Below are 15,949 nucleotides of genomic sequence, written 5' to 3'. Positions count from 1 at the left end.
CTTTTCCATACTGGCGGCCATATCCAGTGTTACTTCCTCTACCTTTTTCCGTTTATTCTCGGGTAGTTGCCTGAGAACAGCATTCACTGTTTCACTTTCAGTCCCTTTTATCATGGCAACCAGAGCTCCCTTCTTACCTTTTGCTGCTTTATTGGTCAGGACAGTATACAGTTCTCCTTGAGAGAGGGCTGTTTCATCAATGCTGAGATGTGTTCCCAGATTTTCAGGAAAAATAATCCAGTCTTTAGCATGTGGGCGTTGTTGCCAGTCCAGGAAGTTGCTCAGATGGAAAACGTATTGATGCTCAAGGGTTTTTCCGTTTACCTGGAAGTTATCCGCTAGGCTTTTGCAACTTACCGGCGATGAATCCAGTCGTTCCTTTTTAAAAAAAGCGCGAATTCCTCTGTCATCCGCGTACCATTTGCCACCAAGCTCCAATCTCTACTCACATTCTTTCCTGTCTCTTCATTGAGCCACTTCCTCCTCTTAATATTCAGAAAACAGGCTTTACCGCGCAACGGGAAATCCTGAATACTTACCTCATCATAAAAACCCTTTGAGGTGAGTTTTGACCCCTGAAGATGCTCGGGATGAATATTGAGCTCTTCCAAATAAATGTGGTAAGCATTGTCTTTGAGTCCCGCTGAAGTAACCTTGAAAAATTCAAGCAGGCCCTGAGGCAAAAGCAAGCTGAGGTAGTCCTTTTCTTCCAATTCTTTTTTTAGCAAAGAAAATGGATTGTGTCAATTCCCCCAACTTTTAGGACTGATCCTTCAAAACCCGCAATCTATACGCATTCATTGCGTACCTGCCTAGATGTTCCGTCAGGCGATAATTGGCAATTGCCCCCACTCCTGCACCGATGATGGGGATCAATTGAGCCAGTTTGGCAAGATCGATGTAGTCACGGTAGTCCAACTGGAACGTCTTCCAGTCAAAATCCTTCAGATCCTTGGGTAGAGTCTCCCGGTATTCTTCCCAGTTCTCTAGCAGACCTATCAAATCATTTCTTCTTTGCTGGGATGAAAAACTAAGCTGAAAAACATACAGTAGGAATAAACGCTCTTGGAAATCCTTAGTATCAAATCCATATAATGCAGCTATATCAAAAAGCATTTTCATCTTGATGGTCAGAAAAGCTGGAAAATCTGCAAACCCCATCAAAATACCTCCAGCACCAGTCACTGCTCCTTCCACGGAAGCTGTATTGCGATACCACTTGATCCTACTTCGCACCTTAAATTCCCGCTGCTTGATCGTGAGGCTTTCATTAGGCTTAGGCACTATCCAGCTCGAACCTGTGATCACTACTTTGACCATATTCTCTATGGCCATAGTGATAGCTTTATGAACCTTATCTGGAATCCAGCTATTGATTTTGCTCTGCACTCCATGGGTAAGCCGCCCACCTAGACTTGGCTTTTTTTTCATCTGATATTGCCACAGCGCAAGCTCGGCGTGTGCATAGTGTAAATAGGAATCCATTGGGTTAGAATGATATGATGAGACAATCTATTTACATAAACTTATGTGATTGAGTTTAGAATTCTAAAAAGTAATTATCGCTCGGAATTCAAAAAAAATGATTTAGAGGCTTTTTCAATAAATACTGGCCTGAATCTGTCTCATTAAAAAAATAAACACCACCATCAACACTGAAATTCATGGGTTTGAAATCTAAGATTTTCTCTTGCAACTTTCCATCTGCAAATAAGGATAACACATAATTTTCTTTCAGAGATTTGTCCTCCACAGAATATGTATGATGCAAAAAAGCCGTAGTATCTCCTTGTTGGGTAATATCCAAACAATAATCTTCCAAAGAAGCCACTTTTTCTTCTGCTGTTAGTTTTAGAAAACCTGTAGGTCTTTCGAGTTTTTGATATTTCAGGTATTCGGACTTTGGCAATTCTATAGTGTATAGGTCCTTTCCTGTGAAATCAAATACTCGAATTACAGGTTTGTATTTTTCCAGAATATAGATTTTCTCATTTACAGCAACTAAATCAGCAACACTTCCAATTATAGTATCAGGAATTATGCATTTAGTGGAGTTCTTATTTAAGTCTGTAAAAAACACCCCACCTGATGAGGGCGATTGTTTTGAAGAACTACCCCTCCAATATGATAGTAACTCTTCATCTGAAAGGTGAATAATTTTGCCAGGGTTAGAAAGTTTTTCCCCTTCAATCAAATATGGCTTTTCTTCACTCAGTAAATCCCCAATCTGTATTAATTGATTTTCATTTTTTAGATAGAAAAATTCTGACTTCTTTATAAAAACAAAACTTACCGGATCATATCTATAAACCATTCCTCCAATTGAATCCGGGGGATTAGGATACATCTTTTCAACCCTTCTTGATTTTACATCAATCACAATTACATCCTTACTACCAGACACCTGAAATGAAAGAAAATCACCAGACTCAGTAACTTTAATCGGGCCGCCCCAAAAAGGATGTTGAGAGCCCTTTATAACATCATCATAAATTTCAGAAACATCAATTGGAAATACTAAATGCTCGTCAACATTAGATGGTGAAGAACACGACAGTAGGATTAAATAGCTACAAGCTACTAAAATCAAATATTTCATAGGTGACTTCATCTTCATTCAGGTTAATATAAAAAATATTTGTCTTCGGCAAATACAAGCCTTTTTCAGCAACAAAAGCCTTAAAAATGTTATACGTACTACCCGGATATACTACCTCTTCAAGTTTATTGAAGTCTTCATCCAGTACTATCACCGAAAATGGATTTTTTTGCGTGGATTTATGATCAATCAGCTCATTTGGGTCATATGCTCGTGCTATATGAGCAAACCTATAATATAAGTGCCGATATGAATCATAGATTAGCCTAGGATAATGTGTCTGCGAAATAGTCAAACGATTGGACTCTTCCTCACTCAAGGGATGGGTTGTTTTTTCAAAGCCCTTGGAAAGCACGCTTTTGCCCAAAATCGCTGATTTCAAGTTAAAATTCAAGTCATATACATATATTGAATCTGAAGCAAACCAAGAAATCACAAACTCTTTTGAATCATTTAAAGCCTTAGAATGAAAAGAAAATGAAAGAGGCATAGTCCTTCCTAAATAATCAGAAGGCATTTTCAAATGATTGACTTTTATAACTGAGTCTTTTTCGAGAAAGTAGATAAACTCTGCAATATGGCGCTCAGAAAATTTAGGATTACTTAAAGGATCCTCCATAGTTAATAAGGAAAAATACAATCTACCATTCAAATAGAATGTTGGAATAGTTGGCGTTGAAGAATGATTATGCAATTTATCCTGAGGGTTCTCAGACTCAATAATAGGTCGATGCAATGATATTACCGCACCATTTCTATCAAACAAACCAAATCGTGAAAGCAAATACGACGTAAAAACAAAAATGGAGTCCTGATTGTGAATAAGTAAGCCTTGTGTATTTAAAACTGGAAAAGGGCCTTCTTGCGGCACTTCAAACCTATTCTCAAGACTTCCATTTTTAAGATTGTAAGAATCTATTGAATAATTAACCTGATTTAATATAACCAGCTTCTCATTTCCATCCATTCTACCAATATCAAAATAGTTGAAATCGTAACTGGATTTGGAATCCATAGGTACTACAAGGCTATCTATCAGATATTTTCGACCCTCAATTGATTCAGAAAAATCATTGTTGCTTTTAGAACAAGAAGAAAGAAAAATAACAAAGAGCATCGGCAGGAAAATTATCCTCCCGATAGTTTTAAACTGGAACCACATAACCTCCCGAACAATTGGTTGGAGCACCTGCACAACCTCCCGTCGAAGTCGGTGAAAAACAAACTGAAAATACTGTCCCAGTGTCAAATTCGCAAACATAAACATTCGCTCCGCCTGAATTAGGAATGAGTTCACAAATTGGGTTTAGAAACATTCCACCTTCGCAAACTGGCTCTTCCACTATTGCATATGAACTTGAAATGAGTACAAATGCTAGCAGTAAAAAAACTGCTTTTAAAATTTTTGCTGTTTTCATTTTTTAAACCAGTTAAGTTGTTAGAGAATTTTGTTCATCTAAAGAACAACAAATACAAATTCAAATACTTAACAACTTTTTATAGGCAAAATCATAATAAATTTTCTGAAACCAGTTTACCTTCTCCTTCGCCATTAATTGAATTTGCTTAAAGAAGAATTCGATCAAAAATATTCAATAAATAAAAACCGCCTCTCTCAAGGCGGTTTTTATGAGCTATAGAACTTGATGATTATTTATACAACCCATTAAACAACATCTTAAACGTGCCATGAGACTGTGCTCTGAAGGTAATCTCCGGGCCAAAGGCATAGAATTTACCTTTCCCTATTTGAGCCTCAAAAGCCGTCACCCCATTTTTTAGGTAAGATTGTCCAAATGCCCACCCACTACGAAGTGGCTCCTCCTCACCAAACCAAGCTATAGGCTTCACTCCCTTATTCCCAGCATTTGGTGCCAGGTTGAATACTGGACTTCTATTGAACATAATGTAGGCAGATTCACCCATACCATAATTTATAGGAGCAGAATTATCCACATGCATTTCCAGCACGGAGCCTGGTACGTAATACTTTTCACCACTCAATGATCTAGCCTCACCATCAGCGCCTATTTCTACCAAAGCATCTTCTACTGGTAATCCAAAATGAAATGCCAGGTCAGTAGCAGAACCTACTGTGATTATTTCTCCTCCTTCTTCTACAAACTTCTTCAGCTGAGGCACAGACTCCTCCGCAGAGAAATTCCCCAACATCTCATGATACTTCTCATCGATTTCTTCAGGCTTCGGCAGCGATCTGGAAAAACCTCGTGAACCATAGCTAGGAATTCCACCGCTTATAAATAGCATGACGTCAAATTTATCTTTCAAATTCCCTTCATCAATCTCTTTGGCAAATACCAATTGATACTCAAAGTGAAACTGCTCGAGCATCCATCTCACCCAACCTGAAGGCATAGATCCGCCATAGTAATCGTATAGCGCAATTCTCGCAGGTTCTATCCGAGTGGCACCTTTGGGCATAGCTGCTGGAACTGGATACACTCCATATTCTTTAGCCGCTATTTCCAGCTCCTTCTTTCCTCCACTCACATAGAATGATCCAGTAGGCAGTCCATCCACCATGGCAGTTGTTCTATACACCTTCACTTTTGCTTTCAGCAAATCATTTACTGCCTTGAAGCTGTTGTTGTTTCTCACATCAAGTAAATAGCCGGAACCATTAGCCAGCGTTTTTGCAGGTGGAGACTGGATCTCGCCATAAGGAATACGCTCAAAAGGCCCCTCAAAGGCTTCATACAGTTTATCTACTTTTACGCCCATTTGCAAAGCCAAAGTCCAGCCTGCCGCATCATACGGACGAACGGGTGGTCCACCTGGATATAGGAAGTCATTCGGGTGATCCTGTGGCTCAAACATATCAAGTATATGTGGACGAAACGCCTGCGCAGTCTTCACGATAAAGGAATTAGCAGGGTATTTTTTCCCATTGACTGTAAAATCAGCGGTAGCTTTTTCCACCAAAATTCCTGACTTAATCAAGGCATTCATGAATTTCACCGCGGTAGGGAAATCAGGCTGATCTGCCGAAAGAATATAGCCGCGAGGATCTCTGTTGGCTGGGTTGTTATAAACAGAGTCGTAAAACTGCTCCGGGAATCTGGATCTGTTAGCGGATCCACTGTTACCCTTTTGAGAATCAGCATAGGCATCTTCCACAGCCTGAGCAAACTTTGGGTACATAGTTACATTATCCTGACTGCCTTTTTCGATAGATTTTCTTCCCATCAAATAGATATTCAACAACAACTCATCTCCATGACGCACAGCATGATTCAGAATCGCATAATTCAGCGAAACAGAATAGTCAATGGACTGCCGGAAATGCCAATCCTGAGGAGTCACCGGATAAGGTGTTCCATTGTTGGGGATCAGTCGCTCCGGTACCAAAGGGATTTTCATGGGTGTAGGATTGCCGATGATTTCAGTCAAGATCCCAATGATATTATGATAGTAAGGTGTGGTTCGTAATCCACCATTCCACCAGGTAGAAAAAACAGAACCATCCAGTCTAGTATAGCCTGGTCTGTCTTCCTGATTCATTCTATTGATCATGGCTGCACCTACCGCATCAAGACTGGTGATGATCAACGGATCAAAGACATGATTGAAAGGATCTCTATAGGGAGGGCCTGCTACGACTGTTCCTGCAGGGCCAGTTTGGTGGTGATTGTAGATGATTTGCGGAATCCACTCTACGTACTGCTGAAGAGACATATTAGTCGCTTCGCTCATATTATTCATGTAGAAGTCACGATTATTATCATGGCCCACATATTTCTGATAAAGTATTGGAATGTTTTGATTTCTCTTTTCCGGATCCTCATTTTTCATATACCAATCAGACATGATCTCCATTCCGTCTGGATTGGCATGGACGAGCAAAATGATCACGTTATCCAAGATTTTCAGCGTCTCGGCATCATCTCTCGAGGCAAGTTGATAGAGCGTTTCGATCAGCTGATGCGGGCCTACTACTTCATTTGCATGGAGACCACCATCGATCCACACGACAGGCTTACCTTCTACAGACAGTTTCTCTGCTTCTTCTCTGGTGATTTCAGCATGAGCCAGCTTTTGCGAGATTTCCTTGTATTGATCTAGCTTCGCAAAATTAGCCGGAGCAGTCACGATCATCATGGGCTGTGATCTACCATATTCAGTTTTACCGATTTCCATCATTCGAACCCGGTCGCTTGCTTCGGCTACCTTCTGGAAGTAAGCCTCTGTTTGTGTAAAATTGGCAAGCTTGTAATCATCACCAATGTCAAATCCAAAGTGGGATTTTGGAGTCGGAATGCTTTGGGCAAATACTCCTATGGAAAAGGATATCAGCAGAATAACTAGCGTAGTTTTTAATCTCATAGTGACTTGGGTTGGTTGAAAGAAAGGCTATTGAAAGTCTAAAATAGTATGAAAATGAAGGCATCTACCTGTGAGACTTCCCGATTTTTAGAAATTTTACAGGATCGGAAAAATTAAGCAATAAGCCTAACACTTCAAGGAATCAAGCTGCGGGCACACCTACCTGTCTTTATCCGGATTTGCCGAAGGGTTCAATATCATCTAAACTCCCAGTACGAAGTAGTGCACTACTGCGAGTAGGACGCTAGCCAGAATATTTCTCAATCTAGACAATCTTCGGAATCCAAGCTCAATCGCTTAGTCATCCATTCAAATTTTACTACTTTTGCTAGCAAATCCATTCCAAATCTTTCTCGAAATAAACCACTAACCATGTCCGAGGTTAAAATATTTGCAGGCACTAATAGCCAATCACTTGCAGAAAAGATCGCTAAAAACTACGGTAAAAAGCTAGGTGACCTTACGCTTTCTAAATTCAGTGACGGCGAACTATCGCCAAGTTTTGATGAATCCATCAGGGGGTGCACTGTTTTTCTGGTACAAAGCACCACCCCTCCAAGTGACAATCTATTAGAGCTTTGTCTGATGATAGATGCTGCAAAAAGGGCCAGTGCGTATAAGGTTTGCGCGGTAATCCCTTATTTTGGGTATGCTAGACAGGACCGAAAAGATAGACCAAGGGTATCTATCGCAGCCAAGGCTATCGCCAATATGATCACTTCAGCAGGTGCTGACAGAATTATGACCTGCGACCTTCATGCCGGACAAATTCAAGGTTTTTTCGATATCCCTTTGGATCATTTGAATGGATCAGCTATTTTTGTGCCCTATTTGAATTCGCTCAGGCTTCCAGATATGATTTTCGCAGCACCAGATGTGGGAGGAGTAGCTCGAGCTAGGTCTTATGCCAAGCATTTTGAAGTAGAAATGGTCGTCTGTGATAAGCACAGAAAAAGAGCCAACGAGATTGCTTCTATGCAAGTAATCGGGGATGTAGAGGGAAAAGATGTTATTCTCGTGGATGATCTAGTAGATACTGCCGGTACGCTTTGCAAAGCTGCGCAGATCGTCATGGAAAAAGGAGCTAATTCGGTAAGAGCCATTGCTACGCATGGTGTATTGTCAGGCAAAGCCTACGAAAACATCGAAAACTCAGTTTTGGAAGAATTAGTCATCACAGACACCATCACCCCAAAACAACAATCCTCAAAAATCAAAGTATTGACAGTTGCTGACCTATTCGCAAAGGCTATACACGCCGTGACGGGAAATACTTCTATCAGTTCTTTGTTTATCTAAGAACCAATTTTAAAAATATAATATGAAAACACTAGAGGTTATAGGGTTTAAAAGAGCAAATCTCGACAGTGCCAGTCTTTCTGAAGTGAGAGAATCAGGTAATGTTCCCTGTGTGGTTTACGGACCTGGTATCAAAGAGCAGATTCATTTCTACTCTCCAATCATCCTTTTCAGAGACTTAATTTACACTCCTGAAGTTCACTTAGTACAATTGAACATCGAAGGAACTTTGATTAAAGCTGTTCTAAAAGATGCACAGTTCCATCCAGTTAGTGAAATGCTATTGCATGCTGACTTTGTAGCTTATTCTGAAGATAAGCCTATCAAGTTTGAAATTCCTGTGAAAGTAGTAGGAAGCTCTCCAGGTATCGCTGTCGGTGGTAAACTTGAATTTAAAACAAGAGTATTGAAAGTAAAAGGTCTTGCAAATGACTTCCCTGACTTCATTACTGTTGATATTTCTAATCTAGAATTAGGAAAATCTTTCAAAGTAGAAGATCTATCAGTTGAAGGTTTTGAAATTCTTACTAGTCCAAATGTCTCCATCGTGACTATTGGTGTACCAAGAGCACTTAGAGGTAAAAAAGGCGCAGAAGATTAATTTCAAGCTTTTATTCATTCCAAATCCTGCCCTTTACCGGGCAGGATTTTTTTATTTTTAAGCCTCAAAGCGCCATCCAATTATGAAATACTTAATCATTGGCCTCGGAAACATAGGCCCTGAATACGAACTCACCAGACATAACATAGGATTTTTGACTCTGGACAGACTTGCTGACGCAAATAGCTGTACTTGGAAAAGTGATAGATTAGCTTTCAAAACAGAATTCAAACATAAGGGAAGAACTATCCATCTAATCAAACCTACCACCTACATGAATCTGAGTGGTAAGGCGATGAACTACTGGATGAAAGAACTTCAAGTAACCAAAGAAAACACTTTGGTAATCGTAGATGATGTCGCTATTCCTTTTGGAAAAATCCGCTTGAAACCCAAAGGCAGCGCAGCAGGACACAATGGGCTGAAAAACATAGAAGAACTCACCGGCGGACAAAACTATCCTAGGCTAAGAATCGGCATCGGTGATGATTTCCCGCAAGGAAGGCTAATTGAATATGTTCTCGGGAAATTCACTCAGGATGAGTTCGCAGAGTTACCTACAATAATGGACAAAGCGATAGCGATGGGCCTTAGTTTTTGCTCCGTAGGAATAGAGCGCACCATGAATCAATTCAATGATTGATCTCCTAAGATTTGGAAATACCCAAATCTAGATCTTTCTTTGCATCACTTCAGGCAACTGATTTATAAAGAAGAGGCGAGAGATTAGGCTCTATGACCCTCTGGCAACCATCCCGAAACGGAGAACGGTGCCAAATCCTACCCTACGCGGGAACTATAGATTGGCTTACTTCTCCAACAATCCCTTCTAGTTCATACACCGCTCCTGGGTTTGATTTTCTCAAATCTGCTTGATTAGTAATTGCTAAAATCTAAACTGATCAATACATGAGTAAGCATTTCGAAACGAATTCTGTACGAATCGCCCCTTCCAAATCCAATCAGCGAGAGCACTCCGCTCCTATTTACCTGACTTCCAGCTTCACGTTTGATTCTGCTGAAGAGGCTCGAGCTACGTTTGCAGATGAGATTCAGGGCAATATTTATTCTCGCTACGCCAATCCCAATTCCAGTGATTTGATAGAGAAGATCTGCGCTGCTGAGGGAACAGAGGATGGTTTTGCTACGGCTTCTGGAATGGCAGCTATGTTTGGAAGTATTGCAGCACTGCTTCAGCAAGGGGATCATGTATTAGCTGCTCGCTCGCTTTTCGGCTCTACGCACCAATTGTTGACCAGAGTATTTCCTAAATGGGGCATCACCTCAACTTATGGCGATATTTCAGATTACCTGAATTGGGAAAAGCTCGTAAAACCAAACACTAGAATGCTATTCATCGAAACTCCATCCAATCCAGGTCTGGAGATTATCGATCTAGAATGGGCAGGGAAATTCGCTGCTGCCCACAACCTTATTTTGGTGGTGGACAATTGCTTTGCCTCGCCCTATCTTCAGCAGCCAGCAAAATGGGGCGCACATATCGTGACGCATAGTGCCACCAAATATATCGATGGGCAAGGAAGAGTTTTGGGAGGTTTGATCCTCGGAAAAGCCGATTTGATGAAGGAAGTGCATTTTTTCGCCAGACACACAGGTCCAGCGATCTCTCCCTTCAATGCCTGGATTTTGGCAAAAAGCATGGAAACACTTGGCGTGAGAATGGATAGACACTGCAGCAATGCCTTGAAAGTAGCTGAGTACTTCGAAGGAAATTCAGAATTACTTGGGGTAAAATATCCCTTTCTGAAATCTCACCCGCAATACGAAATAGCCAAAAAACAAATGAGTCAGGGTGGCGGAGTAATTACCCTGGATCTTAAAGGAGGAGTACAACGCGCTCAGCGATTCATCGATCAGCTGGAGATGATTTCCATTACGGCTAACCTTGGCGATAGCCGAAGCATCATCACACATCCAGCTTCCACTACGCACAGCAAACTATCTGCTGATGAACGAGCACAAGTAGGGATTTCAGATGGTTTGGTTCGATTGTCGGTGGGATTGGAGCATTATGAAGACATTATTCTGGATGTGGAAAGAGCGATTGAGAGTTCGAAATGAGTGAATAATTGAGAGTGCTCAGTTTTCAGTCTCAGCGATCAGTTTGTAGCCTTGGTAGATTTCATATTCAAACTTGGGCGAAATTAATTTTTGTGACTACTCTCACTTTCGCAAACCATTGTGCTTTCATGGCTAGAAAGCTCTAATTAAAAATGCCCCTTCGAGATTCTCATCCGTTAGGGGCATTTACACTTTAACCAAAAAATATACTTTACCATGTGGTATGTTTCAGGATTGGGAATGCTCTGATGATGTCACTTAAACTAATTTGACCCAATAATCGCCCATCCTTCATCACGGGGAACCTCCGGATTTTATGTTCCAAAAATTGAGATGCTGCATCGAAAATTGATAAATCGGGCGACAGAGTCATCACCTCTCTTGACATATGCTCGCTTACTTTTGCAGGGAATTTTGGCGTATTGGTGTATTTCCCCTTAATAATTTCTTTCAGACAATCTACCTCAGATATAATCCCAACCAATGCTCCAGATGCATCAATTACAGGGCCTCCAGAGATTTTCTTTTTAGTGAGAATTTCCATCACCTGATCGATCGTATCGTCTGGTTTGAATGTGATCAAAGAAGTGGTCATGTACTCTTTGACAAGAATTTGTGGAATCGGGGCTTTTTTGGGCTCGGCCATCTTAACCCCTTGAAAACTTTTTACCATAGTTTAAAAATTAAGAGTGAACGAATAACTTACCGAAATTATCCCAACATAGCAAATTAAAAACTAGATATAGATCAAATTAAGAGCTATAATTCTACTAAATCTAGAATCTCAAAATTTTACCTACTCGTGTTTTCTAGAAAAATAATTGGCCGCCATGGCCTATCTGCGGCCCGATATAAATATTCGAAATCAAAAGCTCCTAAGAAAACATCTACATCTCCATCCTTATCGATATCTCCAGCAGTGAGCGTCATCCAGCTCTCCTCGAAATTTTGTTCCATTACAAATGGCTCAAATCCTCCAGCAGTATCCTGTCTGAAGTAAAGTAAATCCTGCTTTGGCGCTTGAGATGATTCCGGATAAAAGGACATCACGAATAAATCTAAGTCCCCATCTCCATCAAAATCAGCAAGCTCCAGACTACTCGCACCATAAATCGGGTAAAACCAGGATTCACTGAATTGATTTTGTCCATCATTGAGATAAACTCTCACGCCATGGAAATATTTGGGGATAATTGATAAGTCGGCATTATCGCCGTTGACCACAATCAGATCCTTGTGACCATCCTTATTTACGTCCTCATATCTGAAGTCACTCGACCCAAAAACTGGATTAAAGGAAAGTAGCAGCTTCTCTTGAAAAAGGCCGCCTCCTTGATTGATCCAAGCATAAACACCTTCTCTGGCTTGAGTCATTAGACCCAATACATCCATATCTCCATCTGAATCGAAATCCACCGCCAAGGCTCTTCTAGCACCAGGTTCTGCCCTCAAAACCACTTCTTTTGCCTCAGTCCCACCCGTAAGATAGAGGCTCATTTTCCCTACGTGATCACCAAACTGAGACACCACTCGATCCAATCTCCCGTCTCCGTTCCAATCTTCCACGGCTAAGCTCACGGGCCTGATTAACTCATCCAGTAGCACCTCACTGCGCCAACTCTCCCCCTGCAGACTAAATCTAGACAAGACACCTACACTATCATTAGTAGGATCCATTTTTTCCATCGTAAGCATTTCAACACTCTTGTCGTCATGCCAGTAAATATCCACCGGTGCGGTCTCGGTGAGGATGGAATCTCTCACCTGAAAGCCATTTTTAGAATCTAAAATAAACACTCGATTCAAGCGATCGCCTACCCACAGTGTTCCAGATTCTGCATGCACCCGGACCATGGTGGTCAGGTTAGACTTGATAGTTTGAAAGGTAGGTTGCGACACGGTAAACCCAGGTATCCCTATTTCAGGCACTGCTTTTTCAGCCTGTGGCAAAGGAGTTTCTGGCGCATTTTCTTGATAGTACGCTAGGATTTTCTGCCAATCATCGATTTTTATTAACGGCACTTCAGAATACACTCCCCGGGGAACATCCATATCCGCTGGCAAAGGCTTACCAAAATCCTCCGGCAATAAAAGTCCTAAGCGCTTACGCATGTCAGGAAGCACATGTTCTACCCAAGTCTTCGTATCCAAAACTTCAGGCTCAGGCTTCAAATGACAGGAACCACAATAGGCTTCTGCCAGTTGCTTTCCATCCAATTTCAAATTCATGCTGGCCAAATGCTCCAATGAAGGTGGCGGCTGCTTACGCTCTGAAATCGGCCCGCAGGAAATCGCAAGAAGTGCAAAAGCAATGACAATCAGACTTTTCAATTTCATTCTGCCGTTACCTTCAAAAATTGTTTGACTGTTTCCTGATTTATCCTAAGGTGATGTGTGAAGGATTTAGGTTCATCAGAAAAAGACACATTTGGGTTGAAATAATAATTAGATGAAGCCTTCCAGGTCTTACAGGATGCATGAACTTCTTTCAAATAACCAGTTTTCCTCAACTCAGAAACATGCTCGGGACGAGTACCTCCACCAGGCATAATGCTAATTCTATCTTGCCCTTTTTCCATTAGTTCTTTTACCATCACTAACCCTTCGGAGACTGAATTTCTGCCTCCTGAAGTCAAAATACGATCAAAACCACAGGAAATAATTTTCTCAAGAGAATCAAAATAATCCGCTGAAACATCAAATGCACGATGAAAAGTACACGGCTTGCCTGAGGCTGTGCGCAAAAGTGATTGGCAGGAATCTGTATCTACAAAACCCTGATTATCCAGCACTCCAAACACAAAGCCATCCGCCCCTAACTCGCCTAGCAATTCTATATCTCGCTTCATGACCATCAATTCTTTCTGGGAATAATGAAAATCACCTCCTCTAGGTCGGATCATCACAAAAACGGGGATGTCAATTTCAGTCTTCAGAAATCTCAGCAATCCTGCGCTAGGGGTTTCTCCACCCTCGGGAAAATTAGCGCAAAGTTCCAAGCGATCTACACCATAGGCAGCAGCTTCGAGTGCTGCCTCCACATTGAAAACAGGAGATTCTAAGATTATTTTACTCATCCTTTTTTGAAATGCGAGCCCGAATCAATCAACTGATTATTTTGAAGTGTTGCTTGCGCAAAGTTAAACCCTGGATGAACAGCAAACGCGCCTACTTCTCCGTCTTTGTTCATCGCAAGGAAACCTGCTTGAATAGCATTGATGTCCTTGCTGTTCTTGGCGATCAGTCGTCTCACCGCTTCCTCACAGGCTTCCTGCGGCGTGCGCCCCTGACGCATCAATTCTACAATTAAAAAACTGGCGCAAATCCTGATAATCGACTCTCCCAGACCCGTTGCAGTCGCAGCTCCCACTTCATTGTCCACAAATAGACCTGCACCAATGATCGGACTATCGCCTACTCTGCCATGCATTTTATAGGATAGGCCGCTAGTCGTGCAGCTGCCAGCCATGTTTCCATTGGCGTCCATCCCGATCATTCCAATTGTGTCGTGATTTTCAATATTGATAATCGGTTTATACTGACTAGTTTCTTTCCACTTCAAATAAGCTTTCTCTGCCGCAGGGCTTAGCTCCTCTTTTTCTATTGGAAAACCTTCTGCTATCGCCAATTGCTTTGCCCCTTCACCCACAATCATCACGTGCGGCGTCTTTTCCATCACTACTCTAGCCAAAGAAATAGGATGCTTCACCTGCCGGACGAAAGCCACAGCGCCACATGCACCATCTCCAGTCATGATGGATGCATCAAGGGTAGTGATTCCCTCCCGATCCGGCAACCCCTGCAAACCAACAGACAAATTACTCAAATCAAGTTCGGTGTCTTTCACGCCCGCTTCCACCGCATCAATGATACTCCCACCGGATTTCAACATTTCCACCGCGGCGGTATTAGCTGGCAAACCATGATTCCAAGTTGATAGAATTAATGGTTTTTCTCCTTTGAAAAGTATTGGTGTTTTTGCTTCGGCAATGGTGGATACTCCGGGTATAAATAAAGCAGAGCCCATCAGGGATTGCTTGATAAATTTTCTTCTTTGTGACATTAGGCTTAATTTAGAATCAGGTCTCAAATTATCAAAAATGACTCTATTTCGGCCTACCATCCTTCATTTCCTTTTAATAATCACTATATGAAACCCTATTTACTCGCAGAATCAAACTGGAAAACACTTGAAACCCATCGCTTTGACCTGGCAGTTTTGCCATGGGGAGCGACTGAAGCGCACAACTATCACATGCCTTATGGGACGGATGTATTTGAAGCGGACGCAGTGGCCAGTGAAGCTGGGAGAAAAGCTTGGGAAAAAGGCGCCAATGTGACTATCATGCCGACGATTCCTTTTGGGGTTAATACTGGACAGTCGGATATTTACCTGGACATCAATCTGAATCCAAGTACGCAACTACTGATCCTGAAAGACATCATCACCGTGCTTGATCGACAAGGGACTAAGAAACTTTTGATTGTAAATAGTCACGGTGGTAACGACTTCAAAACCATGCTTAGAGAACTGGGCCTGCAGTTTCCAGAGATGATGCTTTTTACTTGCAACTGGTTTCAAGCGTTGGATAAGAGTAAGTATTTCGAGGAAGCGGGAGATCACGCTGATGAAATGGAGACTTCCATCATCATGCATCTTCATCCCGAGTTGCTTTTGCCGCTGGAGGAAGCAGGAGATGGGTCTGAAAAAAAATCATCCATCAAAGGAATTCAGGAGAAATGGGCGTGGGCTGAGCGCAAATGGTCTGAAGTAACTTCTGACACCGGAATCGGAAATCCGAAAAAATCCACAGCAGACAAAGGAAAAAAGTATTTGGAAGATGTCACGGACAAAGTTGCCCAGTTGATGGTGGATATCTGCGAGGCCAAGCCTGGTGAAATGTATAAGTAATACTGAGACAGTTAATTCCCTACAGATTTTCGAAGATTAAAGACGCAGATTTCTCATCCCACTTGCACTGCATACTGAGTGAAAATCTGCGTTTTTTTTAGTCAAAATCTGC

The 15,949-nt window shown here is 41.6% G+C and carries 16 protein-coding genes and 1 riboswitch; of the genes, 5 read left to right on the top strand and 11 right to left on the bottom strand.

The genetic code is table 11. The annotated features are described in order from the left end of the window. The 7 genes from ABJH64_RS11320 to ABJH64_RS11290 form a co-directional block, all read right to left on the bottom strand. The coding region (locus ABJH64_RS11320; protein WP_348339438.1) for a transposase at positions 1-438 on the bottom strand (438 nt) is incomplete at its 3' end. Next, complete coding sequence (locus ABJH64_RS11315; protein ID WP_348339436.1) at positions 354-728, bottom strand: transposase; 375 nt, start codon at positions 726-728, stop codon at positions 354-356. The genes ABJH64_RS11320 and ABJH64_RS11315, both read right to left, overlap by 85 nt. A 31-nt stretch (positions 729-759) precedes the next feature. Continuing rightward, positions 760-1,485: an EcsC family protein gene (locus ABJH64_RS11310; RefSeq protein ID WP_348334681.1), complete on the bottom strand. Its 726-nt coding sequence runs from the start codon at positions 1,483-1,485 to the stop codon at positions 760-762. An 88-nt stretch (positions 1,486-1,573) separates the two neighbouring features. Next, positions 1,574-2,599, bottom strand: a complete 1,026-nt coding sequence (locus ABJH64_RS11305) for a hypothetical protein (RefSeq protein ID WP_348339434.1) — start codon at positions 2,597-2,599, stop codon at positions 1,574-1,576. Then, positions 2,571-3,716 carry a DUF4221 family protein gene (locus ABJH64_RS11300; RefSeq protein ID WP_348334677.1) on the bottom strand — a complete coding sequence of 382 codons (1,146 nt, stop codon included), beginning with the start codon at positions 3,714-3,716 and terminating at the stop codon, positions 2,571-2,573. The genes ABJH64_RS11305 and ABJH64_RS11300 overlap by 29 nt, the downstream gene beginning before the upstream one ends. A gap of 28 nt (positions 3,717-3,744) precedes the next feature. Next, positions 3,745-4,017 carry a hypothetical protein gene (locus ABJH64_RS11295; protein WP_348276877.1) on the bottom strand — a complete coding sequence of 91 codons (273 nt, stop codon included), beginning with the start codon at positions 4,015-4,017 and terminating at the stop codon, positions 3,745-3,747. Between the two features lie 232 nt (positions 4,018-4,249). Next, the gene (locus ABJH64_RS11290) at positions 4,250-6,943 is read right to left on the bottom strand and encodes a M14 metallopeptidase family protein (RefSeq protein ID WP_348276874.1); all 2,694 of its coding nucleotides are present in this window, start codon (positions 6,941-6,943) and stop codon (positions 4,250-4,252) included. Between the two features lie 372 nt (positions 6,944-7,315). Here ABJH64_RS11290 and ABJH64_RS11285 point away from each other — a divergent pair, with 372 nt between their 5' ends. The 4 genes from ABJH64_RS11285 to ABJH64_RS11270 all read left to right on the top strand — a co-directional run bounded on the left by ABJH64_RS11285 (position 7,316) and on the right by ABJH64_RS11270 (position 10,925). Next, positions 7,316-8,242: a ribose-phosphate pyrophosphokinase gene (locus tag ABJH64_RS11285; RefSeq protein WP_348276873.1), complete on the top strand. Its 927-nt coding sequence runs from the start codon at positions 7,316-7,318 to the stop codon at positions 8,240-8,242. Positions 8,243-8,264: 22 nt separating this feature from the next. Beyond that, positions 8,265-8,843 carry a 50S ribosomal protein L25/general stress protein Ctc gene (locus ABJH64_RS11280; RefSeq protein ID WP_348276872.1) on the top strand — a complete coding sequence of 193 codons (579 nt, stop codon included), beginning with the start codon at positions 8,265-8,267 and terminating at the stop codon, positions 8,841-8,843. Positions 8,844-8,925: 82 nt separating this feature from the next. Beyond that, on the top strand, positions 8,926-9,486 hold the full coding sequence (gene pth, locus ABJH64_RS11275) for an aminoacyl-tRNA hydrolase (RefSeq protein ID WP_348276871.1): 561 nt from the start codon (positions 8,926-8,928) through the stop codon (positions 9,484-9,486). 59 nt (positions 9,487-9,545) lie between these two features. Next, positions 9,546-9,648, top strand: a riboswitch (SAM riboswitch). A 104-nt stretch (positions 9,649-9,752) separates the two neighbouring features. After that, on the top strand, positions 9,753-10,925 hold the full coding sequence (locus ABJH64_RS11270; RefSeq protein WP_348276870.1) for a PLP-dependent transferase: 1,173 nt from the start codon (positions 9,753-9,755) through the stop codon (positions 10,923-10,925). A gap of 211 nt (positions 10,926-11,136) precedes the next feature. Here the strand turns inward: ABJH64_RS11270 and ABJH64_RS11265 are convergent, their stop codons facing one another. The 4 genes from ABJH64_RS11265 to ABJH64_RS11250 all read right to left on the bottom strand — a co-directional run bounded on the left by ABJH64_RS11265 (position 11,137) and on the right by ABJH64_RS11250 (position 14,988). After that, on the bottom strand, positions 11,137-11,598 hold the full coding sequence (locus ABJH64_RS11265; RefSeq protein ID WP_348276869.1) for a CBS domain-containing protein: 462 nt from the start codon (positions 11,596-11,598) through the stop codon (positions 11,137-11,139). A gap of 119 nt (positions 11,599-11,717) precedes the next feature. Further along, positions 11,718-13,262, bottom strand: coding sequence for a VCBS repeat-containing protein (locus tag ABJH64_RS11260; RefSeq protein ID WP_348276868.1), 1,545 nt, complete (start codon positions 13,260-13,262; stop codon positions 11,718-11,720). Beyond that, positions 13,259-14,002 carry a copper homeostasis protein CutC gene (locus ABJH64_RS11255; RefSeq protein ID WP_348276867.1) on the bottom strand — a complete coding sequence of 248 codons (744 nt, stop codon included), beginning with the start codon at positions 14,000-14,002 and terminating at the stop codon, positions 13,259-13,261. The genes ABJH64_RS11260 and ABJH64_RS11255 overlap by 4 nt, the downstream gene beginning before the upstream one ends. Beyond that, entirely contained in the window at positions 13,999-14,988 is a 990-nt protein-coding gene (locus tag ABJH64_RS11250) for a N(4)-(beta-N-acetylglucosaminyl)-L-asparaginase (RefSeq protein WP_348276866.1), read from the bottom strand. Before ABJH64_RS11250 ends, ABJH64_RS11255 begins: the two co-directional genes overlap by 4 nt. 87 nt (positions 14,989-15,075) lie before the next feature. On the opposite strand from ABJH64_RS11250, the gene ABJH64_RS11245 reads away from it, so the two are divergent. Then, positions 15,076-15,837, top strand: coding sequence for a creatininase family protein (locus tag ABJH64_RS11245; protein WP_348276865.1), 762 nt, complete (start codon positions 15,076-15,078; stop codon positions 15,835-15,837). The last annotated feature ends 112 nt before the right edge of the window (positions 15,838-15,949 follow it).

This window comes from Algoriphagus sp. (assembly GCF_039969895.1).
Classification (GTDB): domain Bacteria; phylum Bacteroidota; class Bacteroidia; order Cytophagales; family Cyclobacteriaceae; genus Algoriphagus.
Note: the sequence above shows the minus strand (reverse complement) of the source record. Positions and strands in the feature narration are given on the sequence as shown.